Genomic DNA, 21,471 nt, shown 5'->3' with positions numbered 1-21,471 from the left:
TATTTTTGATGCTGTTTATGCATACGCCGCTGGAGCCAGCGTTTTAGCTCGCATAGTCCAAAAGGCTATTAAATTGTGAATTTATAGTATTTAAAGTTTTGCTCGGGCTGTGCCTACTTTCTGCTCCCCAGGCGACCGTCGCCCACCAGGAGCTGCGCTTATGAAACTGCCCTTCAAACGTCTGATCAGCCTGTTCGCGGGCACCGCGCTGGCCGGGTTGGTACACGCCGCCGACCTCAAGGAAATCCGCATCGCCGTGCCCGACCTGAGTGCCGGCAGCCAGCACAGCGGCGGCGGTATAACGGATGTATTGCGCGAGCAGCAGATCTTCGAAAAGGCCTTTGCCGACCAAGGTATCAAGATTCAGTGGAATTACTTCAAGGGCGCAGGTCCCGTGATCAATGAAGCCTTCGCCAATGGCCAGGTGGACCTGGCCTACCTGGGCGATCTGGCGGCGATCATCGGTCGCTCCAATGGGCTGGACACGCGTTTGCTCAGCGCCACGGCACGTGACGTCAAGCAGTACCTGGGCGTGGTGCCGGGCTCGGGGATCAAGACCCTGCAAGACCTCAAGGGCAAACGTGTGGCGGTGTTCCGTGGCACGGCCAGCCAGTTGTCGTTCGACAGTGCATTGGCCAGCCAGGGCTTGAATGAAAAGGACCTGAAAGTCATCAACCTGGATTTCAACGCGGCGGGCGCGGCATTGGCCGCCAAACAGATTGATGCGACTTGGGGCGGTTCGAACCTGACGGCGTTGCAGGCCAAAGGGCTGGCGGAAATACCGCTCACCACCAAGGACCTCGGCGGCGCCGGCAGCGTCCAGGCGGTGCTGGTGGGCAGCAAACAGTTCGTCGAAGAACACCCCGACGCGGTAGCCAAGTTGCTCAAGGCCCAGCAGCAAGCGGTGCAGTGGTTGACCACCGACAGCAACAAGCAGGCCTACATCGAGTTGGTGTCGGGGCGAGCCAGTTACCCACCGGTGATCCTGACCAACGACTTGAAAGACCAGCAGCTCAGCGAGATTTTCCCGGCGACGCTGGATCCGGTGTTCCTGGGCAAGTTGCAGGGCGCGGTGGATTTGGCGTCCAAGGAACGGCTGATTCGCAAGTCGTTTCAGGTGAGTGACTGGGTGGCGCCGAACCTGGCGGCGGCGGGGCTCTGAGGTTTTTGGTGGCTGGGATATTGCTATCGCAGGCAAGCCAGCTCCCACAGGGGAATGCATTCCAACTGTGGGAGCTGGCTTGCCTGCGATGAGGCCCGTCAAACCGCCACACTCACCTCCTGCCTGTCGACCTCCACCAATGTCTCGATCATCGCCTTGGCCGCCGGCGACAACCTCGATCCCGTGCGGCTGACAATCCCACAACGCGCGCTCATGGTCTCCATGTTCTGCGGCAGGTTGCGCCAGTGCAGCAGCACCAGCGAACCCTGTGCGATGTCCTCGGCAAAAGCTTCCTCGGTGCCCACGCCGATGGCGTTCGATTGCAGCACGATTTTTACCAGCGCCGGGAAGTGTTCAGTCTGAATGCTGGGTGAAAAGTCCATGCGCCCACTCAGGTTCGCCAGCAGTTTACGAATGCCCTGGGAGATCAGCGGCGAGGCCAGCGGGTAGTCGAACATGTCGTTGGTCGACAGGCTGTCCTTGGCCAGTAACGGGTGGCCTGGGCGGCAGAAAAACACGCCGCGCTTGGGCGTCAATGCGCGGGTCTGGAAGTTCGGGTCGGCCTCGAACTGGCGGATATCGGCGATAAAGAATTCGATCTCTTCGCGGCTCAAGGCGCGGCTGAGTTTTTCCCAGTTATCCACTTGGAAGCTGGTGCGGATTTTCGGGTGCGCGCCAATAAAACGCGCCACCGCGTCCGGCACCAGTTTTACTGCTGGCGCCGGGCCGCAACCGAAGCGCAGGTCGCCGGCGTCGAGCTTGGTCATGCGCGTAACTTCACTGCTCAGCAGCGCGGCGCCGTGCACCAGGGTCAAGGCATGTTGCAGCACCACCTGGCCCTCTGGCGTGGGGCGCAAGTCCTTGTGGCCACGGTCGACCAGCACGCAGCCGAACTCCTGTTCGAGGCCCTGGATGCTGCGGCTGAACGCCGGTTGGGTGATGCCCATGGCGTCGGCGGCGCGCACGAAACTACGGTGTTCGTTGAGGGCGATGAAGTACCGAAGTTGGCGAAGATCCATATGCTTTCCCGGCATTTGAAAAATAGGTCGAAGGCATTTGCGACCGTGGGAGCTGAGGTTTTAAATGCAAGCTCTTATTCCGTCAACGAAGCATTGATTCATTTGCTAGATCTAAATTGCATATGGATAGAGCGTTGCAGGAAAGCATCCCACCATCAGCAGGCACATGAGGGTCATCACAATGAGCAACGCCGCATTAGCTGTTCAACCCGTCGCCCAGGCGCTCGACATCCACCCGGTGGCTGGCCGCATCGGCGCCGAGATCCGTGGTATCAAACTCTCCGGTGACCTGGATGCCGCCACCGTCGAGGCCATCCAGCACGCACTGGTGCAGTACAAAGTGATCTTTTTCCGCGAGCAAACCCACCTCGATGACCAGAGCCAGGAAGCCTTCGCGCACCTGCTCGGCGAGCCGATCGCACACCCGACAGTGCCGGTGCGCGACGGCACGCGCTTCCTGTTGGAGCTGGACGGTGCCCGTGGCCAGCGCGCCAATTCCTGGCACACCGACGTGACCTTCGTCGACGCCTACCCGAAGGCATCGATCCTGCGGTCGGTACTGGCGCCAAAATCCGGTGGCGACACGGTGTGGGCCAACACGGCCGCCGCCTACAACGACCTCAGCGCCGACCTGCGCGCACTCGCCGACAACCTGTGGGCCGTGCACAGCAACGAGTACGACTACGCCGGGCGCAAGCCGGATGTGTCGCTGGAAAAGCTTGAGGAGTACCGCAAAATCTTTACTTCCACCGTGTATGAAACCGAGCACCCAGTGGTGCGTGTACATCCGGTCAGCGGTGAAAAAACCTTGCTGCTGGGGCACTTCGTCAAACGGCTCAAAGGCTATTCCCAGACCGAATCGGCGCAGCTGTTCAACCTGCTGCAGGGCCACGTCACCCGCCTGGAAAACACCGTGCGCTGGCGCTGGAACACCGGCGACGTGGCGATCTGGGACAACCGCGCCACTCAGCATTACGCGGTGGACGACTACGGCACCCAGGAACGCATCGTGCGTCGAGTGACGCTCAAGGGCGATGTGCCGGTGAGTGTGCAAGGGCAGCGCAGCCAGACCACCAAAGGCCTCTAAGCCAGGTTGGAGATTAAACAATGTGGGAGCTGGCTTGCCTGCGATGCAGGCACCTCGGTGTATGAGTCACACCGAGGCGATGCTATCGCAGCGGTGCGACGATTCGACAAGCCAGCTCCCACATTAGTTTTTTGTGTGTTTACCAGACGCCGATTTTCACTACCTTTTCCGCCTCAGGCTCACCGTACCGGAACCACTGGCCACGCGAATCAACCTCCGCATGGCTGATGGTCGTACGCCGCTTCAACCCACGCAGCCATTCGAACAAATACCCCAAGTGCGTCTCGCGCACGGCCGCATACGCTGGATCGTCGCCCAAATCCTGCACTTCCTGCGGGTCATTTTCCAGGTCAAACAGCTGTGGACGAAAGCCGTCATAGGCCAGGTATTTCCAACGCTCACTGCGCACCATGGTCATGCGGCAGCGGTCGATGGGCTGCGCCAAACGCTCACGGGCTGGGGCCTGGAAGGCATAGTCGTATTCAGCGATGGCGTAGTTGCGCCAGGTGATGGGTTCGCCGTGCAGCAGCGGGATCAGCGAGCGGCCTTCAAGGCGATGGTCTGCGGCCGGCAAGCCCAGGGCATCGAGGAACGTTGGCAGGGCGTCGATGGTTTCTACCAGGCGCTCATCCACCGCGCCACGGCTGATATCGGCACTGGCACGCGGGTCGCGCACGATCAGTGGAATACCCACCGCAGGCTCCAGCAGAAACTCTTTTTCGCCGAGGAAGTGGTCGCCGAGGAAGTCGCCATGGTCACTGGTGAACACGATCAATGTGTCATCCCAGCGGCCGTTGCTTTGCAGAAAATCGAACAGACGCCCGAGTTGATCATCGACTTGTTTGATCAGGCCCATGTAGGTCGGAACCACTGTGAGCCGCACTTCATCACGGGAAAAATTCACGCTTTCCTGATGCTGACGGAAAGCCTGGTAGACCGGATGATCACTGGTTTGCGCAGGCTGAATCGGCGCCTGGATATGCTCGGCGCCATACAGCGCGTGGTACGGCGCCGGAGCGATGTAGGGCCAGTGCGGCTTGATGTAAGACAGGTGCAAACACCACGGCTGCTCGCCTAGTTCAGCGATAAAGTCGATGGCGCGGTCGGTGGTGTAGACGGTTTCCGAATGCTCCTCGGCGACGCGTGCGGGTAGCCCCGCGTTGCGCATATGCCAGCCGCTGAGCACTTCGCCGTTTTCACCGGCTGCAGCGTTGGCCCATTCATGCCACGGGTTTGTGCCGTCGTAGCCGTGCTCGCGCAGGTACTGAGTGTAGGGCGCGGACTCGCGTTTTTCCGCGAACAGGGGGCTGTCGGGGTAGATGCCGTCATGGCGCAAATAAGCGTCGAAACCCACCTCATTGAAAGGCTCGGCCTGCTGGCTGTCGGGGTCGATATTCAGGCGCTGCAAGGCCTCAAGGTTCGGCGTGGCGTGGGTCTTGCCCACCAGCGCGGTGCGGATGCCATGGGGGCGCAGGTAGTCGCCGATGGTCAGCTCTTCCAAGGGCAACGGCACCGCGTTCCAGGCCACCTGATGGCTGCTGACATAGCGCCCGGTGTACGCCGACATCCGCGACGGCCCGCAAATGGTGCCTTGGGTGTAGGCGCGGCTGAAGCGCACGCCAGCGGCGGCGAGACGGTCGATATTGGGCGTGTGCAAATGCGCGTGGCCGTAGCACGACAGGTAATCGCGGCGCAGTTGATCGCACATGATGTAGAGCACGTTGCGCACGGGTTGGGAGTTGGACATGAGGCTTCACCGGACTGAGGACAGGTGAAGGTTTTCGCTGTTCGGGTGGTGGGCTGGCAAGTGCATTTGAGGACTGGGTTTTATGCAGGGAATGCATGGGTGTTGCTACTGGCGCTATCGCAGGCAAGCCAGCTCCCACACTTGAAATGCGTACCCCTGTGGGAGCTGGCTTGCCTGCGATAACGCCCGCTCAGACAGCGAGATTTTCCAAGGCACACACATCCTCATCCAGCTCATCGATCTGCTTGATCTGCTCAATCATCGCCTCCGCCAACGGCGACAGCCGATACCCCGCCCGACTGACAATCCCGTAGCGGGTATAGCGCTCTTCCAAGTCCTCAGCCAGCCCATCAATCTTCAAACACACCAACTCGCCACGCGCCATATGCAGCACATCGCTGTTGGCGCTGACGATGCCGATCGCATCCGAGCGCAGCACCACGCCCATCAGGCTGTAGCCGTTTTCGCATTCCACATTGGGCAGGTAATCCGGCCGGCCGCTGAGGTCGACGATGACCTTGCGCAGGTTCGGCGGGCGAATCGTCACCGCCAGCGGGTAGCTCATCAGCTCGCCGGCGCTGACGCTTTCGCGCTTGGCCAGCGGGTGCCCGGCGCGACAGCAGAAGTACCAGCGCCGCGCACGCAGGCGGTGGGTGTGGTAGTCCGGGTTGGCTTCGAAGTGGCGGGTGTCGGCGACGAAAAACTCGAACTCTTCGCTGAGCAGGCGCTTGCTCAAACTTTGCCAGTCATCCACCTGGAACTGCACGCGGGCCTTGGGGTAGCGCCCGATAAAACTGCCGATGGCACGCGGGATCAACCCGGCAGCGGGCGCCGGGCCACAGCCGAAGCGCAGTTCACCGGCTTCCAGGCCATTGAACTGGCTGATCTCGTTGGCCAGTTGCTGGGCGCCGCTGACCAGGCGCCGTGCATGTTCGAGCAGCACCTGGCCTTGTTTGGTCGGCGCCAGGTCCTTGCGGCCACGGTCCACCAACTGGCAACCGGCACTGTGTTCCAGCGCCTGGATGCTGCGACTGAACGCCGACTGCGACAGGTTCACGGCCAACGCCGCCGCGACAAAACTGCGTTGTTCGGCAAGGGCAATGAAGTGGCGAAGTTGGCGCAAGTCGATATGCATTTTTCACATCAAAAATATCCGGGAAATGCATTGGCTATGCATTAGGTCGACTCCTTATAAAGGCTATCTCTTATGCAGTAAATGTTCGTAAAAACATAAATAAATAACCTGTTGGAATATTGGATGAACAATATTTCCAGGTTTCGGAGCCGCTTATGAGTCTGTTGAAGTCCTTGCCCCTGGCCATGTTGGTGGCCGGGAGCACCAGTTGGTCGCCGACCCAGGCCGCCGAAACACCTGCGCCTGCCGGCAAGGGCGAAAACGCCAGCGGCCAGCTTGAGACCGTCACTGTGACCGCACGGCGGCGTACCGAAAGCGCGCAGGAAGTGCCGACGCCCATGAGCGTCATCGGCGGCCAGGCGCTGGAGAGCCAGCGGGTCTACCGCATTCAGGATTTGCAGCAACTGGTGCCCAGCGTCAACGTCGCTTATATGCATGCGCGTCAGTCCAGCGTGTCGATTCGCGGGTTGGGCAACAACCCGGCCAGCGACGGCCTGGAAGGCAGCGTGGGGCTGTATATCGACAACGTTTATCTTGGGCGGCCGGGCATGGCGGTGTTCGACTTGATGGACATCGAGCAGCTCGAAGTCTTGCGCGGCCCGCAAGGCACCTTGTTCGGCAAGAACACCACGGCGGGCGTGATCAATATCAGCACGCGCGCGCCGAGTTTCACCCCGGAGCGCAGCATCGAAACCTCGTTGGGCGAGGACGGTTATTTCCAGACCAAGGGCACGATTTCCGGCCCGCTCACCGACGAGTTGGCGGGGCGTTTTTCGGCCTATCGCACACGCAGCGATGGCGACATCAAGAACGAATACGACGGCCATGATCTTAACGGCGGCTCACGCCAGGGCTTTCGCGGGCAGTTGCTGTACAAGCCCAGCGACACCTTCAACCTGCGCTGGATCGGCGACTACAACGAAGAAGATTCCAGCGCCGGCACCCGCGTGCTGTACAGCACGGGGCCGACCATCAATGGCACCAACCTCTATCACTCCCGGGCCGCAGCGGCGGGCGCGACCCTGGTGGATGGCACCCATCGCAAGGTCAACCTGGACAACGACCAGCATGTCACCGTGTTCCAGGGCGGCACTTCATTGGAAGCCAACTGGACGTTGCCGAGTGACTTCACCCTGACCTCGGTCAGTTCGTATCGCTGGTGGAATTTCACCCCGCGCAATGACGATGGCCTCAACGTGCCGGCGTCGTATAACGCTGGCGTGTCGGTAGAGGATAAGCAGTGGTCCCAGGAATTCCGCCTGGCCTCGCCTACCGGCGGTTTCTTCGACTATGTGCTGGGCGCCTACTACTTCGGCAACTCGCTGGATAACAAATCCTTCGCCTATTACGGGCCCAAGGCGGATATCTGGAATGGCACGCCGACCGGCGCGCTGAATGATGTGAGCACTGTCGGCAACGGGCATATTCGCACCGACAGCTTTGCCCTGTTCGCCCAAGGCACCTGGCACCTCACTGAACGCCTGGATTTCACCGCCGGTGTGCGCGGCACTTACGAAGAAAAAAGCGCCTGGGTCAGCCGCAATGCGCCCGTGGGTGGCGCTGCGGTCACCGGCGCCGCTGCCACGGCGCGGCGTGGGCGCACCGGCGCGTATGACTCCGGCGATCTCAACCAGTACAGCGCTACGCCGTCGGGGCTGCTCAACCTGAGTTATCACTTCAACGATAATTTGTTGGGCTATGCGACGTTGTCCCATGGCGAGAAGTCCGGCGGGGTGAATTTGGTGGTGGGTTCTGCGCCGACGGCTGGCGCGGATTCGCTGCTGGTGGGCACCGAGCGCGCCAACAACGCCGAGTTGGGGTTTAAAAGCACGCTGTGGGACCGCCGCCTGCAACTTAATGCCAACCTGTTCTGGACCCAGGTCAACGGCTACCAGACCAACGCCTACGACCAGGAAAACCGCGTGCAATACCTGACCAACGCAGGTTCGGTGCGCTCACGCGGCGTGGAAGTGGAAAGCACGCTGGTGCCGATCCAAGGCCTGACGTTGAACATTAATGGCTCGTTCAACGATGTGAGTTACCTGTCTTACAAAGATGCGCCGTGCCCACCGGAGGTCAGCTTGCGTCCGGGTGCGCCGGCCTCCTGCGACCTGAGCGGCCACCAAGTGGTGGGCGCGTCCAAGTGGATCGCCAACGCCAACGGCGAATACAAGTGGAACCTGGATAACGGCTTCGAACCTTACGTGACCGCCAGCTATGCATTCCGCTCCAAAGCGGTGGGCACGGTGGAGGATTCCGACTATGGGCAGATTCCGGCCTATGCGGTGGTCAACCTCTCTACCGGCCTGCGCGGCAACTACCAGCAAGGGCAGTGGGATGTGTCGTTGTGGCTGAAAAACGCCTTCGACAAAACCTACTACACCACCCTGTGGACCGGCGGCAACGGCGGCTACGAAGGCTTGCTGGGCACGCCGCGCACCCTAGGCGTGACGGGCCGCTACGACTTCTGAGTCGGTGCGGTAGGTGGCCGGGCGGAACACCCGCGTCACCACCAGCATCGCCAGCGCCGTGACCGTCAGCACCACCCAGGCGCTGACGAAGTTGCCGGTGAGTTCGCGCAGCCAGCCGGTCAGCCAGGGCGAAACCGCGTTGATCAAAAAGCCCACGCCCTGCACGAAGGCCGCCAGTTGCCCGGCCTGACGTGGATCGCGGTGGTGGTCGAGGGTCAGCAGCAGGCTCAGGGCGAAACACGCGCCCAGGCCAAAACCGCACAAGGCTACCCACAGGTGCGGGTACTCCAGCGGTGCGAGGATCAGGCCGAGGTAGCCGACAGTCTGCGCCAACAGGCTGATGCCGAGCAGCGGGCGACGGTCGATACCGCGCTGAGCCAGCACCGGCATCAACAGCGCAGCGATCACCTGGAAGATGGTCATGAACGCCAGCAACGAACCGCTCGGCAACACGCCCCAGCCGAGTTGCTGATAGTAGGCCGGCAGCCACGCCACCATGCTCATGTAGCCGCAATTCACCAGCCCGAAATACAACGCCAGCAGCCATGCCCGACGATTGCGCAGCCCCTTGAAGGCAGGCGCGATTTGCTGGTTTCTCGCCGCGCCCAACGGCAGCCAGGCCCACAGCAGCAGCGCCCCCAATGCAGGTAACAGCCAAACGCCAAGCCCTGCCTGCCATTGCTGAAAATGCGTAGCCACCACGGGGCTGAGCAACGCCGCCAGGCCACCGCCCGCCATTAACGAGGCCGAGTACACGCCCATCGCCACCGGCACGCGGTGATGAAATTCGCGCTTGATCATCGCCGGCACCAACGCCTGGATCAATGCCACACCGGCGCCGCCCAGCAACGCGGTAACCAGCAGCGCCGACGCCTGGCCCATCAACCAGCGCGCCAGGCACGCCAGCAGAATCATCATCAAGCCCAGCGCGATGCCGCGCCGTTCGCCCAGGCGTGCCTCCACGCGCACACCGACCAGCGCCACCAGGCCCATGCACACCACCGGCAGGCTGGTGAGCAGGGCGCTGCTTTGGAAGCTCAGGCCGGTGGCTTGGCGGATCTCGCCGAGCAAGGGGCTGATGGAGCTGAGGATGGGGCGCAGGTTCAGGCCCAGTACGACCAAAAGGCCCCAGCCGGCGAGTTTGCCCGCGAATGAATGGTTGAGCGTCATGCACGGCCTGTCGTCTGCGCAAAAGAGGCGTGAAGTATGGCCAGCTGCCAGAGTATTCTGAAATTAAATATAACCATGCCAATCAGTGGCAAACGCAATGGTGACGAGCATGTTTGATCCCGTGTTACTGCGCAGTTTTGTCGCCGTGGTGGATTGCGGCAATTTCACCCGCGCCGCCGAGCGCCTGCACTTGACCCAATCCACCGTCAGCCAGCAGATCCGCCGCCTGGAAGACACGGTGGCGTGCCAGTTGCTCGACCGTGACCAGCGTAGCGTGGTGGCCACGGCCGAGGGCGAGCGTTTGCTGGCGTACGCGCGGCGCATCCTCGCGCTGCATGAAGAGGCCGCCGATGTGTTGATCAACCAGCAAAGCGACGGCGTATTGCGCCTGGGTGTGCCGGAGGACTTTGCCGCCGAGCGCCTGATGCCGTTGCTGTCGGCTTTTGTGGTGGCCTATCCGCGGATGCGTCTTGAGGTGACCAGCGGCCTGGGCCCCGAGTTGCAGCGCCAATACCGTGCCGGCGAGTTCGACGTGTTGCTGGTCAAGCAGATGGGCGACAGCGACGACTGCGTGGCCTCGTGGCCGGAACCCCTGTGCTGGGTCGACAGCCGCGACATGCCGTCGCTGGGGCGCGACCCGCTGCCCCTGGTGGCGTTTCCGGTAGGCGGCTTGTACCGCAATGAAATGCTCCACCACCTGGAAGTCGGCGGCTGGCGTTGGCGTATCGGCTATTCCAGCGCCAGTTTGGCCAGTGTGTGTTCGGCGGTGGCGGCGGGGTTGGGTATCAGCCTGTTGCCGCGACGGGTGGTGCAGCCAGGGCATGTGGTGCTCGGTGACGACAGTGGTTTACCGATGGTGCAGGGCGTGCGCCTGGCGCTGTATGGCCGCAGTGGGTTGGGCGCGGCCGGGCAGACTTTGCAGCAGCAATTGTTCGCTCTATGCGCCAACAACCCATCTTGAAGCGTTCGACGAATGTTTTTTTGTGGCGAGCGGGCTTGCCCCGCGTTGGGCTGCGCAGCAGACCCAAAACCTGCCAACACGCTATGCCTGGCGCGCCGCGTTTTGCCTTAGAGGGGCCGCTGCGCAGCCCAACGCGGGGCAAGCCCGCTCGCCACAATCCATGCGTTTACTGAATATTTTTTATGCCTTTAAAGCATTCAAAAACAACCCCTTCGCCACAGGCCACGGCCAACGTGGCTTTGGCGTTTCAGGATGTTTCTTTTATTCAATTTAGATCTATGTATAACTTTAAAGATTACTTTAAGAGATAAGTGTCTAGCCCCGATGATTCAGCCCTCGACGGCCGCTTTGGCAGGCCTGTCGGTTTTTTGGTGTGAAAACCGTAGGGAGTGAATCAATGGGCAATGTCCAGACCGCCGCCAGTGTCCCCGAGGCGCAGTGGCGCCAGGCACCGGGTGGTGAGTTGGTCGACCTTGGCCGGCCGCACCGCGCGCCGTTGGGGCAATTGCGTTTGCAGAAAACCCCGAAGCGTTTTTCGAGTCGTCGTGAAGGGATTCTGCTGGGGTTGCTGGTGTTGGCCCTGCACGGTGCAGTGATTTATTGGGTGAGCCAGAAGCCCACGCCGGTGTTGCCGATTGTGCCGCCGGAAATCCCGCCGATGACGATCGAATTTTCCCAACCCGCGCCGCCGGTGGTGGAGCCGCCTGCGCCTGTACCGCCGCCTCCGCCACCGCCTGTGGTGGAGCCACCACCGCCGGTGGTCGATGAGTTGGCCGCCAAACCAGCGCCGCCCAAACCTGTTCCAAAACCCAAGCCGAAGCCGGTGCCAAAACCTGAACCCAAACCTGTGCCAAAAGCGGTCGAGCAACCGCCTGCGCCACCGAAACCTGCGCCTCCAGCGCCAGCAGCGCCAGCAGCGCCACCGGCACCTTCACCTGCGCCGGTGACACCTGCTTCGGCCAACGCCGCGTACTTGAAGAACCCGGCGCCGGAGTACCCGTCACTGGCTCAGCGCCGTGGTTGGGAAGGCACCGTGCTGTTGCGCGTGCATGTGTTGGCCAGCGGCAAGCCGGGTGAGGTCCAGGTCCAGAAAAGCAGCGGTCGCCAGCAACTCGACGACGCCGCACTGGCCGCCGTGAAACGTTGGAGTTTCGTGCCGGCCAAGCAGGGCGATGTGGCCCAGGACGGCTGGGTCAGCGTCCCGATCGATTTCAAGATTCACTAACGATTCGGCAGCGGTGTGTTGGACACGCCGCCACCTGCACAGAGGGAAAACATCATGGCATTAGCATCTCCACTTGAATCCATCGAAAGCGCGGTAATCTGGCTGCTGGTGGTCTTTTCGGTCGCCACCTGGGGCCTGGCGTTATTGAAGGGCGTGCAGTTCGGGCGCCTCAAAGCGCAGGATCGCAAGTTTCACAAACAGTTCTGGGCGGCGTCGAGTCTCGATTCCGCCGCTGAGCTGACCGAGACCCAGCCCGGCGCCGCAGCCCGTGTAGCTCAGGCCGGTTATGCCGCGATCCAGGTCGGTGATGCCCCGCACGCGGCAGACTTGAGCCAGGCCATCAATCACCAGGACCGCCTTGAACGTGCCCTGCGCCAGCAGATCGTGCGTGAGCGCCGCTCTTTGGAAACCGGCCTGGCCGTGGTCGCCAGTATTGGCAGCACCTCGCCGTTTATCGGCCTGTTCGGCACCGTGTGGGGCATCATGGAAGCCCTCAAAGGCATCAGCGCTGCCGGCTCGGCCAGCCTGGAAACCGTGGCCGGTCCAATTGGTGCGGCATTGGTCGCTACCGGTGTGGGTATCGCGGTCGCGGTGCCGGCGGTGCTGGTCTACAACTACTTCCTGCGTCGCCTCAAGCTCACGGCAGCGGACCTGGATGACTTCGCCCACGATTTCTACAGCCTGGCGCAGAAGAATTCCTTCCGCGTGCTGCTGCACCCTACGCTGACCAAAAGCGCGGCAGGCACCGCGCAAAAAGTGAAGGAGGCGTCCTGAAATGGCCTTCTCCACGCAAGACAGTGATGAGGTGCTGAGCGAGATCAACGTCACGCCGCTGGTGGACGTGATGCTGGTGCTGCTGGTGGTGTTTATCGTCACCGCGCCGCTGTTGACCAACTCGATCCCGATCAACCTGCCCAAGACCCAGGCTGTAGCCCCGGTGGAGCAGAAAGACCCGCTGGTGGTCAGCATCGACGGTGCCGGCAAATTGTTTATCAACAAGGACGAAATCCAGCCCGACCTGTTGGAATTCAACCTGCAGGCGGCCAAGGCCAAAGACCCGGAAGTGCGGGTGCAACTGCAGGCCGATGATGGCGTGAATTACGGCGAAGTGGCGCGAGCCATGGCGTCTATCGAGCGCGCGGGCATCACCAAGCTGTCGGTGATTACGGCACGTTAGTTTTAAAAGCCTCGACAATTTTTTGGCCGTCTCCTTGGCAGGGTGCGGCCTTTTTTTTTGATAACTGAAAGAACTATTTGGTATGAAGTAGAGGTGGTTAATTTCAAAAAAGTCGGATGAACCTGTTAGATGTCACAGTATTAATACCTGAGTTCAGTCGTTAAATTTGAGAAGCGTGGATGGCACAACCTTCGAATATTATTAATTACTGATGGAGTAACAAGATGGCTTCTCCAATTGGGTTATATCTAAACGAGATGGGTGATAATCTTACTATTCTTCACCAACATCCAGACCAGTCTGTTTCGGGCAGTTATACCCGATACGGCGAAAGCGCTTCAGGCGCTTATAATTTTTCTAACGTTCACCTTAATGGAAGTAAGTTTGTTTTTACCGGTACCGTTCCGCCTGACCCCAGGTACGGGATAGTGGGAGGTGAGGAAGTGAGTGGGGATTTCACGTTTTCGCCTGATTTCACTAGTCTCCAAGGGACTTTGCTGGTCAGGGGGTATCGGAAAAATTTCACTTTCAAGAAGATGGCCGACACCTTGGATAATTTGGGAAATCCTATTACCGGAGCAGTCATAGGCGCTTACCGCGGCGTGGTGCGGGGGCTACCGGTAACATTGACAATAGGGGGACCCGTTGAACCACAACCAGGAACCGCCGTATCAGGGCCTTCAACTACCGGTACCTTAGTAGAAAACGGCGTCACCTACTCAATACAGGGGCCGATTAGCCGCGACTATATATCGTTCACTGTTTATAATTACCGAGATGGTAAGAGCCATTGGGGTGGTAGCGTCGTAGATTGGAGTTGCAACAGCCTTAATATATTTTTGGACGGTGATGGAGGAGCCGTGGAGGGGCCTTTTGTACTGACGCGGTCGTGAGAAATGAGTTAACCGGTCTGTTATTTGGCACATGACGCATGTCCGGAGGCACTGACAAGGAGGGGGTTGCCCCTCCTTGATCTCTTTTGCGTTCGCGCTGTGCCAGCAAACCTTCCGGGCGCGTGTGGAAAAGATTTTTTGGTTATTAATAAATAGCTTCTTATTCCTTAACGAATATAACCCTCGTCCCTATACTGACCAGCAACGTTAAATGCTGCAGGAGGGCACACCCATGCACAGCGAGTCGATTCGTTATCTGATCGTGCCGGGCTGGCAAGGATCGCCAGAAGATCATTGGCAAAGTCATTGGCAGAACAGCCTGCCCAACAGTGCGCGCGTGGAGCAGGCCGACTGGCTTACCCCGCGTCGCGAGGACTGGGTGGCCGCACTAGCCGAGGCTATCGCCGCCGACAGCACGCCGGTGATTCTCATTGCCCACAGCCTGGGTTGCATCACGGTCGCCCACTGGGCGGCCACCGCGCCGGTGCATTTTCTGCGGCAGGTGCGCGGCGCCTTGCTGGTGGCGCCGGCCGATGTCGAACGCCCAGCCTGTGCCCCCGCCCTGCGCAACTTTGCACCGATTCCCACGCACCTGTTGCCGTTTCCCAGCCAAGTGGTCAGCTCCGACAATGACAGCGCCGTCAGCGCCACCCGCGCCTTGGAGCTGGCCCGCAACTGGGGCGCCGAGGCCGGCATTTTGTCCGGTGCCGGGCATATCAATGTGAAGTCCGGCCACCAACGCTGGGAACAGGGTTTCGCTTACCTCTATCGCCTGCAAAACCGCCTTGAGCATCACGCCCGGCGCAGTGCATAAATTTTTTCAACGCCCCGTCCCTGAGCGGATTTGGGGCGGGAGCCTGCCATGAGTCATGACACCTTTGGCCAGCCGTTGCTGACCTTTCCCGATGCTGAAAAAAGCCCGCTGAGCATCCGCGCCAAGGCGCTGGTGTTTGTCGACCCGCGTTCACGCCAGCTGCGTGAAGAACTGGAAAGCCTCGCACCGCGTGCGTTGCCGGTGTTGATTCGCGGTGAGACCGGCAGTGGTAAAGAGCTGCTGGCGCGGCATATTCACCGGGGCAGCGACCGCACGGGTTTGTTTGTGTCGGTCAATTGCGGCGCCATCAGCCCTACCTTACGCGGATGCCGAATTGTTCGGTTATGCCGCCGGCAGCCATAGCGGCGCAGCCAGCAGCCGCGCCGGCTGGTTTGGCTCGGCCAATGGCGGCACCCTGTACCTGGACGAGATCGGCGACTTGCCGCTGCCTATTCAGGTGAAACTGCTCGCCGCCCTGGAAAACCATGAAGTCACCCGTGTCGGCGCTCATCAGCCGAGCCCGGTGGATGTGCGCCTGGTTGCGGCCACCAGCATCGACCTGGCCCAGGCTGTGGCTGCCGGCAAGTTTCATGAGCGCCTGTTTCATTACTTGAGCGAAGGCCAGCTCGACCTTCCGGCCCTGCGTGAGCGGGTAGGCGACATTTTGTCCCTGGCTGAATATTTCCTCGGCATCTACAGCCAGCGCCTCGACCTGCCGGTGCCACTGATCAGTGACGCCGCCCAGCGTGTGCTGGAGCATCACAGCTGGCCGGGCAATACCCGTGAGCTGGAAAACGTTATTCACTTTGCGCTGTTGGTAAGCAGTGGCGATGAGATTTTACCCGAGCATTTGAACCTGCCCGCCGCCGGTTCGCCGTTGGAACAACTGCGGCGGATCTTCGCGAGTGCCAGCGCCGCGGAACAGCAAACCTTGCTCAGCTTTCTAAATGAGCAGCCGCAACATGAACAAAATGGAATATCAACGTGAATAAAAGATATTGTTCGGGAATAAAAAATCTAGGTATTGTCCATCCCACGCCGCGATAGCACTTCGCTGGCACACCATAAAAACGGTCGTCAGAGACGCCCCGGAATTTCGATAAGGACACTGCATGAAAAAGGTTCTGTTGTTTACCGCACTGGCGGCTGCCCTGACTGCAAGCTTCGCCCAAGCCAACGAGAAACTGGTGGTAGCGGCTACCCCGATCCCGCACGCGGAGATCCTTGAGCTGGTCAAGCCGACCCTGGCTAAAGAAGGCGTGGACCTGCAAATCAAGGTCTTCACTGACTATGTGCAACCCAACACCCAGGTTGCCGAGAAGCGTCTGGACGCCAACTACTTCCAGACCCTGCCGTACCTGGAAAACTTCAACAAGGGCAAGGGCACCAACCTGGTCACCGTGATTGGTGTGCACGTTGAACCCATCGGCGGTTACTCGAAAAAGATCAAGAACATTTCTGAACTCAAAGATGGCGCCACCGTGGCCATCCCGAACGAAGGCTCCAACGCCGGCCGTGCCCTGTTGCTGCTGCAAAAGAATGGTCTGATTACGCTAAAAGACCCGACCAATGCACTGGCTACGCCGAAAGACATCGCCAGCAACCCGAAAAACCTGAAATTCAAAGAGCTGGAATCGGCGCTGCTGCCACGTGTGCTGGACCAGGTTGACCTGGATGTGATCAACACCAACTACGCCCTGGAAGCTGGCCTGAACCCAGCCAAAGACGCGCTGATCATCGAAGACGCCAAGTCGCCGTACGTGAACTTCCTGGTGGCGCGCCCGGACAACAAGGACAGCGACGCCATCCAGAAACTGGCCAAGGCCCTGACCAGCCCGCAAGTCAAAGCCTTCATCGAGAAGAAGTACAACGGCGCGGTAGTGCCTGCGTTCTGATGTAAACCAAACCCCCTTCAAGGTTTGAACGCCGACGGCTACTGCAGCGTCGGCGTTTTTTTATGCCTGAAACAAAATCAAACCCTGTGGGAGCTGGCTTGCCTGCGATAGCGGTCTGCCAGTGACAAATAAGTTGGCTGAGCCACCGCCATCGCAGGCAAGCCAGCTCCCACATTTGGGTTTTCAGTGGCTCAGATATCGCGGCTATTGATCGCCCGACGCAACGCCACCAGCCACTTCACCAGTTCCTGCGGATCAATCGGTTTCGCTTCGTTCATTATTCATTCCCTCGAAACACAGACCCATCAACCATAGCCGCAGCCCGCCAAACCCGCGAATCCGCGGGTTATCTTTTTGGGTGATATCAATATGCTATTTGGGTATTTAAATTTTACTTTTTATGCCTTTAAAGTTCGCGCTACCCGGCGTTACCCATGCCGGAACGGACAGCGCCCGCCGCATTACCCCTGCGGCGTCATGGACTCAAGATGACCTTCGATTTTGCTTTTATCCTCAGCACCTTGCCGGCGTTTCTCAAAGCCGTGGGGGTCACGCTGCAAGTGGGTTTGATCGCCATTGCCACCTCCCTGCTGGTGGCGCTGATCAACGCCGCACTGCTGGTGTTTCGCACGCCCTACCTGTCGCGCCTGGTGGCGCTGTATGTGGAGCTGGCGCGTAATACACCGCTGCTGATCCAACTGTTTTTCGTGTACTTCGCACTGCCGGCCCTGGGCTTCAATATCTCCGGGTTCTGGGCGGCGATCATCACCATGACCTTCCTCGGCGGCGCCTACCTCACCGAAGTGCTGCGCGCCGGAGTGGAAGCGGTGCCGCTGGCGCAGATCGAGTCGGGCAAGTCCATCGGCCTGTCGGACTGGCAATTGCTGCGTCATGTGATCCTGCCCCAGGCCAGTATCCTCAGCCTGCCGGCGCTGTTTGCCAATTTCATCTTTTTGCTCAAAGAGACCACCGTGGTGTCCGCCGTGGCGGTGCCGGAGATTCTCTACACCACCAAGAGCTACATCGCGCTCTACTACAAGACCTACGAAATGCTCGCCGTGCTGACGCTGATTTGCGTGTTGCTGTTCTTGCCGCTGTCGCTGTTGCTCAGCCGCCTGGAAAGGAGGCTCCAGCATGGCCAGTTCGGGTCTTGAGTTGTTGTGGGTGTCGTTGCCGCAATTGGGCAAGGGCGCGGCGCAAACCCTGTCGATTTCATTTTTGAGCATCGCCTTCAGCACTGTCGGCGGCGTGTTGTATGGCGTATTGCGCACCTTGAATAACAAGGTGATTAACGCGGTGCTGCGGGTTTACCTCGAGCTGTTTCGCGCGATCCCGGTGCTGGTGTGGTTGTACCTGCTGTTTTTCGGGCTGCCGATTTTCTTTGGCCTGAGCATTCCAAGCTTCTGGTGCGCGGTGCTGGTGCTGTCGCTATGGGGCGCCAGCGAGGTCGGCGAAGTGGTGCGTGGCGCGCTCCATTCGCTGCCACGTGGCCAGCGCGAGGCGGGATTGTCGATTGGTTTATCCGACCCGCAACTGTACGGCTACGTACTGCTGCCCCAAGCCCTCAAACGCATGACGCCGCCGACCATCAACGTCTATACGCGCATCATCAAGACCAGCTCGCTGGCGGTGCTGATCGGCGTGGTGGATGTGATCAAGGTCGGCCAGCAAATCATCGAGCGCACCTACGAGTCGGTATTGATCTACGGCGTGCTGTTCCTGTTTTTCTTCTTTATCTGCTACCCGTTGTCGGCCGCCTCCAAGGTGCTGGAACGGCGCTGGGGCCAGGCATGAGCGCATTGATCGAGTTCCAGGGTTTCAACAAATTCTTCGGCGAGGCGCAGGTGCTCAAGGGCATCGACCTGAGCGTGCAGAGTGGCGAAGTGGTGGTGATCCTCGGCCCCAGCGGCTGCGGCAAAAGCACGTTGCTGCGCTGCCTTAACGGCTTGGAAGTCGCCCACAGTGGCAGCCTGCGTTTTGCCGGCAAGGAGCTATTGGACAAACACACCGACTGGCGCCAGGTGCGTCAGGACGTAGGCATGGTGTTCCAGAGCTACCACCTGTTCCCGCACATGAGCGTGCTCGACAACATCCTGCTCGGCCCGTTGAAAGTGCAAAAACGCGACCCACGCGAGGCGCGTGAGCAAGCGGAAAAGCTGTTGGAACGCGTGGGACTCGCCGACAAGCGCGACGCCTTCCCGCGACAGCTCTCCGGCGGCCAGCAGCAACGCATCGCCATCGTCCGTTCGCTGTGCATGAACCCGCAGGTCATGCTGTTTGATGAAGTCACCGCCGCCCTCGACCCGGAGATGGTCAAGGAAGTGCTGGAAGTGATTCAAGGCCTGGCCCGCGATGGCATGACCCTGTTGATTGTCACCCACGAAATGGCCTTCGCCCGCGCCGTCGCCGACCGCGTGGTGTTCATGGAGGCCGGTCGCATCCTCGAGCACAACACCCCCGAGGCATTCTTTACGAACCCGCAAACCGCACGCGCGCAGCAGTTCCTGGAGAAGTTCTCCTTTGTTTCAACACTGCCCAAAAAGACCAAGGAATTGGAGCTGATATGAAAAAACTACTGCTGCCACTGTTTGCCGTCGCCTTACTGGCCGGCTGCGATAAAAAGGCCGAAGAGCCTGCCAAACCCGTCGCTGCTGCCAGCTACATCGACAGGATCAAAGCGCGGGACAAGCTGATCGTCGGCGTGTTTACCGACAAACCACCGTTTGGTTTCGTCAACGAAGCGGGCCGCTATGTGGGGTTTGATACCGACATTGGCCGCCAATTCGCCAAGGACCTGTTGGGCGATGAAAACAAGGTTGAGTTCGTAGCCGTCGAGCCGGCCAGCCGTATTCCGTTCCTGCAAAGCGACAAGGTCGACCTGATCCTCGCCAACATGACCGTGACGCCGGAGCGCAAGGAAGCGGTGGACTTTACCAACCCCAACTTGAAGGTCGCTGTGCAGGCGCTGGTGCCGAATGACAGCGCGGTGAAAAGCCTGGATGACCTGGCGACCCGCACCACCATCGTCACCACCGGCACCACCGCCGATATCTGGCTGACCAAGAACCACCCGGACTGGAAACTGCTCAAGTTCGAGAAAAACTCCGAGTCACTGCAAGCCCTGTCGGCCGGGCGTGGCGATGCCTACGCGCAAGACAACCTGGTGCTGTTCAGCTGGGCCAAGCAGAACCCTGGCTACCGCGTGCTGGAAGAGAAACTCGGCGATGAAGCGCCAATTGCGCCGGCGGTGAAGAAGGGCAATATCGAACTGCGCGACTGGGTGAATGCGGAGCTGGCGAAGTTGGGTGAGGAGAAGTTTTTGCTCAAACTGTATGACCAGTATGTGCGTAAAGAGCTGAGCGATGACACCAAGCCTGAGAGTGTGATTGTTGAAGGCGGGAAGTGGCAGGGCTGATTATGTGCTGACTGCTCTACCGCTATCGCAGGCAAGCCAGCTCCCACCTTTGAATGTGTTCGCAAATCAAAATGTGGGAGCGGGCTTGCCCGCGATGAGGCCGGCCCAGTCATCCCTTATTCCGGCCAATGCCAGGCCGGTGCATCCAGAATTCCCTGGCCGACAATCTGGGTCTGCCCCAGCACCTTCTCCAGCACGATGCAATTGCATTGCTCATCTTGCTGCAACGCCGCGATCAAGCGGCTGGCATGCGACACCACCCACACCTGGCACTGCTTCGAGGCCTGGATAATCAAACGCGCCAACGCCGGCAATAAATCGGGGTGCAGGCTGGTTTCCGGTTCGTTCAGTACCATCATGGTCGGCGGCCGTGGCGTCAGCAGTGCCGCGATCAGCAGCAGGTAGCGCAAGGTGCCGTCTGACAATTCCGCTGCCGACAATGGCCGCAGCAAACCTTCCTGATAAAACTCAATTGCAAAACGCCCACCTTGCAACGGCTCGATATTCAGCCGTGCGCCGGGGAAGGCATCACTGACTGCGCGTTGCAACGCCTCGGGGTCGCCGATTTCGCGGATGGTCTGCAATGCCGCAGCCAAGTCGCGCCCATCGTGATGCAGTACCGGTGTGCGCGTGCCCAGTTGCGGCTGGCGCACGGGGGCATCCACATCACTGCGAAAATGATCATAAAAGCGCCAGCCACGAATGCTTTCGCGTAGCAGCAACACTTCCGGCGAGCCGCGCAGGCTGCCGACCTGATCAAACAGGCTGTGGTAGTTGGGTGTGTGCTGGGCCAATACGTCCCAGGCACGGCCATCGCGGGCGCGCACCATCGGCCCGGACCGCTGCACCAGCAGGCTGGCCGGGCGGTAGATGTGACCGGCCCAGATGCATTCTTTCTTTACCTCCGGGTCCAGTTGGAACGCGGACAGGGTCTTTTCCGGCAACCCAAGGGAGATTGCGTAGCTGAAGTCCTCAGCGGCAAACCCCAGGCGCAGGCGTTTGACGCCCTGGCGCACGGTCGGCTCAACCGCCACCTCGCCATTGCGCATGCGTCGGCTGACGTTCTCAGGCCCGGCCCAGAAGGTCGAATCCAGCCCGCCTTCACGCGCCAATGCATTGATCACCCCGCCTTGGGCGGTTTCGGCCAGCAAGCGTAAAGCGCGGTACAGGTTGGACTTGCCGCTGCCATTGGGGCCGGTGACCAGGTTCAGCCGGGCCAGCGGCACCACCAGTTTATTGATCGAGCGGTAGTTGGCCACCGCGAGGGTTTTGAGCATGTGTATTTAGCCGGCGTGGGAAC

General features: G+C 60.1%; 19 protein-coding genes and 1 pseudogene. 15 read left to right on the top strand and 5 right to left on the bottom strand.

Going from position 1 to position 21,471, the window contains the following annotated elements; genetic code table 11:
• Positions 1-160: 160 nt before the first annotated feature.
• Positions 161-1,162 carry an ABC transporter substrate-binding protein gene (locus ACQY47_RS13510; RefSeq protein WP_177032327.1) on the top strand — a complete coding sequence of 334 codons (1,002 nt, stop codon included), beginning with the start codon at positions 161-163 and terminating at the stop codon, positions 1,160-1,162.
• A 98-nt stretch (positions 1,163-1,260) separates the two neighbouring features.
• On the opposite strand, the gene ACQY47_RS13505 is transcribed toward ACQY47_RS13510, so the two are convergent.
• Positions 1,261-2,181, bottom strand: a complete 921-nt coding sequence (locus ACQY47_RS13505) for a LysR family transcriptional regulator (protein ID WP_017136706.1) — start codon at positions 2,179-2,181, stop codon at positions 1,261-1,263.
• Positions 2,182-2,362: 181 nt separating this feature from the next.
• Here ACQY47_RS13505 and ACQY47_RS13500 point away from each other — a divergent pair, with 181 nt between their 5' ends.
• Positions 2,363-3,268 (top strand): TauD/TfdA dioxygenase family protein, encoded by a 906-nt coding sequence (locus ACQY47_RS13500; RefSeq protein ID WP_017136707.1) that lies wholly within the window; start codon positions 2,363-2,365, stop codon positions 3,266-3,268.
• A gap of 139 nt (positions 3,269-3,407) precedes the next feature.
• Here ACQY47_RS13500 and ACQY47_RS13495 read toward each other — a convergent pair whose 3' ends face one another.
• Both ACQY47_RS13495 and ACQY47_RS13490 read right to left on the bottom strand, forming a co-directional pair.
• Entirely contained in the window at positions 3,408-5,015 is a 1,608-nt protein-coding gene (locus tag ACQY47_RS13495; protein ID WP_428557243.1) for an alkaline phosphatase family protein, read from the bottom strand.
• Between the two features lie 190 nt (positions 5,016-5,205).
• Complete coding sequence (locus ACQY47_RS13490; RefSeq protein ID WP_169986699.1) at positions 5,206-6,150, bottom strand: LysR family transcriptional regulator; 945 nt, start codon at positions 6,148-6,150, stop codon at positions 5,206-5,208.
• A gap of 155 nt (positions 6,151-6,305) precedes the next feature.
• Between ACQY47_RS13490 and ACQY47_RS13485 the strand changes: the two genes are divergently transcribed.
• Positions 6,306-8,621 (top strand): TonB-dependent receptor, encoded by a 2,316-nt coding sequence (locus ACQY47_RS13485; RefSeq protein WP_428557242.1) that lies wholly within the window; start codon positions 6,306-6,308, stop codon positions 8,619-8,621.
• On the opposite strand, the gene ACQY47_RS13480 is transcribed toward ACQY47_RS13485, so the two are convergent.
• Positions 8,592-9,791, bottom strand: a complete 1,200-nt coding sequence (locus ACQY47_RS13480) for a CynX/NimT family MFS transporter (RefSeq protein ID WP_428557241.1) — start codon at positions 9,789-9,791, stop codon at positions 8,592-8,594. The genes ACQY47_RS13485 and ACQY47_RS13480 overlap by 30 nt on opposite strands.
• Before the next feature lie 109 nt (positions 9,792-9,900).
• Here ACQY47_RS13480 and ACQY47_RS13475 point away from each other — a divergent pair, with 109 nt between their 5' ends.
• The 12 genes and pseudogenes from ACQY47_RS13475 to ACQY47_RS13420 all read left to right on the top strand — a co-directional run bounded on the left by ACQY47_RS13475 (position 9,901) and on the right by ACQY47_RS13420 (position 20,171).
• The gene (locus ACQY47_RS13475; RefSeq protein WP_428557240.1) at positions 9,901-10,752 is read left to right on the top strand and encodes a LysR family transcriptional regulator; all 852 of its coding nucleotides are present in this window, start codon (positions 9,901-9,903) and stop codon (positions 10,750-10,752) included.
• A gap of 397 nt (positions 10,753-11,149) precedes the next feature.
• Positions 11,150-11,977, top strand: coding sequence for an energy transducer TonB (locus tag ACQY47_RS13470; RefSeq protein WP_428557239.1), 828 nt, complete (start codon positions 11,150-11,152; stop codon positions 11,975-11,977).
• Positions 11,978-12,028: 51 nt separating this feature from the next.
• Positions 12,029-12,751 (top strand): MotA/TolQ/ExbB proton channel family protein, encoded by a 723-nt coding sequence (locus ACQY47_RS13465; protein WP_085985974.1) that lies wholly within the window; start codon positions 12,029-12,031, stop codon positions 12,749-12,751.
• A gap of 1 nt (position 12,752) precedes the next feature.
• The gene (locus ACQY47_RS13460) at positions 12,753-13,154 is read left to right on the top strand and encodes an ExbD/TolR family protein (protein WP_017136714.1); all 402 of its coding nucleotides are present in this window, start codon (positions 12,753-12,755) and stop codon (positions 13,152-13,154) included.
• 224 nt (positions 13,155-13,378) lie between these two features.
• On the top strand, positions 13,379-14,047 hold the full coding sequence (locus tag ACQY47_RS13455) for a hypothetical protein (RefSeq protein ID WP_428557238.1): 669 nt from the start codon (positions 13,379-13,381) through the stop codon (positions 14,045-14,047).
• A 232-nt stretch (positions 14,048-14,279) separates the two neighbouring features.
• Positions 14,280-14,861, top strand: a complete 582-nt coding sequence (locus tag ACQY47_RS13450; protein WP_170039469.1) for an alpha/beta hydrolase — start codon at positions 14,280-14,282, stop codon at positions 14,859-14,861.
• Positions 14,862-14,909: 48 nt separating this feature from the next.
• Positions 14,910-15,849: pseudogene (locus ACQY47_RS13445) on the top strand (sigma 54-interacting transcriptional regulator).
• 124 nt (positions 15,850-15,973) lie between these two features.
• Positions 15,974-16,756 carry a MetQ/NlpA family ABC transporter substrate-binding protein gene (locus ACQY47_RS13440; protein ID WP_428557237.1) on the top strand — a complete coding sequence of 261 codons (783 nt, stop codon included), beginning with the start codon at positions 15,974-15,976 and terminating at the stop codon, positions 16,754-16,756.
• 488 nt (positions 16,757-17,244) lie between these two features.
• The gene (locus ACQY47_RS13435) at positions 17,245-17,910 is read left to right on the top strand and encodes an amino acid ABC transporter permease (protein WP_017135749.1); all 666 of its coding nucleotides are present in this window, start codon (positions 17,245-17,247) and stop codon (positions 17,908-17,910) included.
• The gene (locus ACQY47_RS13430) at positions 17,891-18,550 is read left to right on the top strand and encodes an amino acid ABC transporter permease (RefSeq protein WP_065930871.1); all 660 of its coding nucleotides are present in this window, start codon (positions 17,891-17,893) and stop codon (positions 18,548-18,550) included. Before ACQY47_RS13435 ends, ACQY47_RS13430 begins: the two co-directional genes overlap by 20 nt.
• On the top strand, positions 18,547-19,323 hold the full coding sequence (locus tag ACQY47_RS13425) for an amino acid ABC transporter ATP-binding protein (RefSeq protein ID WP_099549537.1): 777 nt from the start codon (positions 18,547-18,549) through the stop codon (positions 19,321-19,323). The genes ACQY47_RS13430 and ACQY47_RS13425 overlap by 4 nt, the downstream gene beginning before the upstream one ends.
• Positions 19,320-20,171: a transporter substrate-binding domain-containing protein gene (locus tag ACQY47_RS13420; protein ID WP_428557236.1), complete on the top strand. Its 852-nt coding sequence runs from the start codon at positions 19,320-19,322 to the stop codon at positions 20,169-20,171. Before ACQY47_RS13425 ends, ACQY47_RS13420 begins: the two co-directional genes overlap by 4 nt.
• A 116-nt stretch (positions 20,172-20,287) precedes the next feature.
• Here ACQY47_RS13420 and ACQY47_RS13415 read toward each other — a convergent pair whose 3' ends face one another.
• The gene (locus ACQY47_RS13415) at positions 20,288-21,448 is read right to left on the bottom strand and encodes an AAA family ATPase (RefSeq protein WP_428557235.1); all 1,161 of its coding nucleotides are present in this window, start codon (positions 21,446-21,448) and stop codon (positions 20,288-20,290) included.
• Positions 21,449-21,471 lie beyond the last annotated feature (23 nt).

The sequence above is a fragment of the Pseudomonas edaphica genome (assembly GCF_965277385.1).
GTDB classification, from domain to species: Bacteria; Pseudomonadota; Gammaproteobacteria; order Pseudomonadales; family Pseudomonadaceae; genus Aquipseudomonas; species Aquipseudomonas edaphica.
Note: the sequence above shows the minus strand (reverse complement) of the source record. Positions and strands in the feature narration are given on the sequence as shown.

What these genes read in the sequence shown, in the direction of transcription:
- ACQY47_RS13430 (WP_065930871.1), top strand. Translation starts at nt 17,891, where the DNA reads ATGGCCAGTTCGGGTCTTGAGTTGTTGTGGGTGTCGTTGCCGCAATTG.
- ACQY47_RS13485 (WP_428557242.1), top strand. Translation starts at nt 6,306, where the DNA reads ATGAGTCTGTTGAAGTCCTTGCCCCTGGCCATGTTGGTGGCCGGGAGC.
- ACQY47_RS13415 (WP_428557235.1), bottom strand. Translation starts at nt 21,448, where the DNA reads ATGCTCAAAACCCTCGCGGTGGCCAACTACCGCTCGATCAATAAACTG.
- ACQY47_RS13455 (WP_428557238.1), top strand. Translation starts at nt 13,379, where the DNA reads ATGGCTTCTCCAATTGGGTTATATCTAAACGAGATGGGTGATAATCTT.
- ACQY47_RS13425 (WP_099549537.1), top strand. Translation starts at nt 18,547, where the DNA reads ATGAGCGCATTGATCGAGTTCCAGGGTTTCAACAAATTCTTCGGCGAG.
- ACQY47_RS13420 (WP_428557236.1), top strand. Translation starts at nt 19,320, where the DNA reads ATGAAAAAACTACTGCTGCCACTGTTTGCCGTCGCCTTACTGGCCGGC.
- ACQY47_RS13440 (WP_428557237.1), top strand. Translation starts at nt 15,974, where the DNA reads ATGAAAAAGGTTCTGTTGTTTACCGCACTGGCGGCTGCCCTGACTGCA.
- ACQY47_RS13490 (WP_169986699.1), bottom strand. Translation starts at nt 6,150, where the DNA reads ATGCATATCGACTTGCGCCAACTTCGCCACTTCATTGCCCTTGCCGAA.
- ACQY47_RS13470 (WP_428557239.1), top strand. Translation starts at nt 11,150, where the DNA reads ATGGGCAATGTCCAGACCGCCGCCAGTGTCCCCGAGGCGCAGTGGCGC.
- ACQY47_RS13480 (WP_428557241.1), bottom strand. Translation starts at nt 9,791, where the DNA reads ATGACGCTCAACCATTCATTCGCGGGCAAACTCGCCGGCTGGGGCCTT.
- ACQY47_RS13450 (WP_170039469.1), top strand. Translation starts at nt 14,280, where the DNA reads ATGCACAGCGAGTCGATTCGTTATCTGATCGTGCCGGGCTGGCAAGGA.
- ACQY47_RS13460 (WP_017136714.1), top strand. Translation starts at nt 12,753, where the DNA reads ATGGCCTTCTCCACGCAAGACAGTGATGAGGTGCTGAGCGAGATCAAC.
- ACQY47_RS13495 (WP_428557243.1), bottom strand. Translation starts at nt 5,015, where the DNA reads ATGTCCAACTCCCAACCCGTGCGCAACGTGCTCTACATCATGTGCGAT.
- ACQY47_RS13505 (WP_017136706.1), bottom strand. Translation starts at nt 2,181, where the DNA reads ATGGATCTTCGCCAACTTCGGTACTTCATCGCCCTCAACGAACACCGT.
- ACQY47_RS13510 (WP_177032327.1), top strand. Translation starts at nt 161, where the DNA reads ATGAAACTGCCCTTCAAACGTCTGATCAGCCTGTTCGCGGGCACCGCG.
- ACQY47_RS13500 (WP_017136707.1), top strand. Translation starts at nt 2,363, where the DNA reads ATGAGCAACGCCGCATTAGCTGTTCAACCCGTCGCCCAGGCGCTCGAC.
- ACQY47_RS13435 (WP_017135749.1), top strand. Translation starts at nt 17,245, where the DNA reads ATGACCTTCGATTTTGCTTTTATCCTCAGCACCTTGCCGGCGTTTCTC.
- ACQY47_RS13475 (WP_428557240.1), top strand. Translation starts at nt 9,901, where the DNA reads ATGTTTGATCCCGTGTTACTGCGCAGTTTTGTCGCCGTGGTGGATTGC.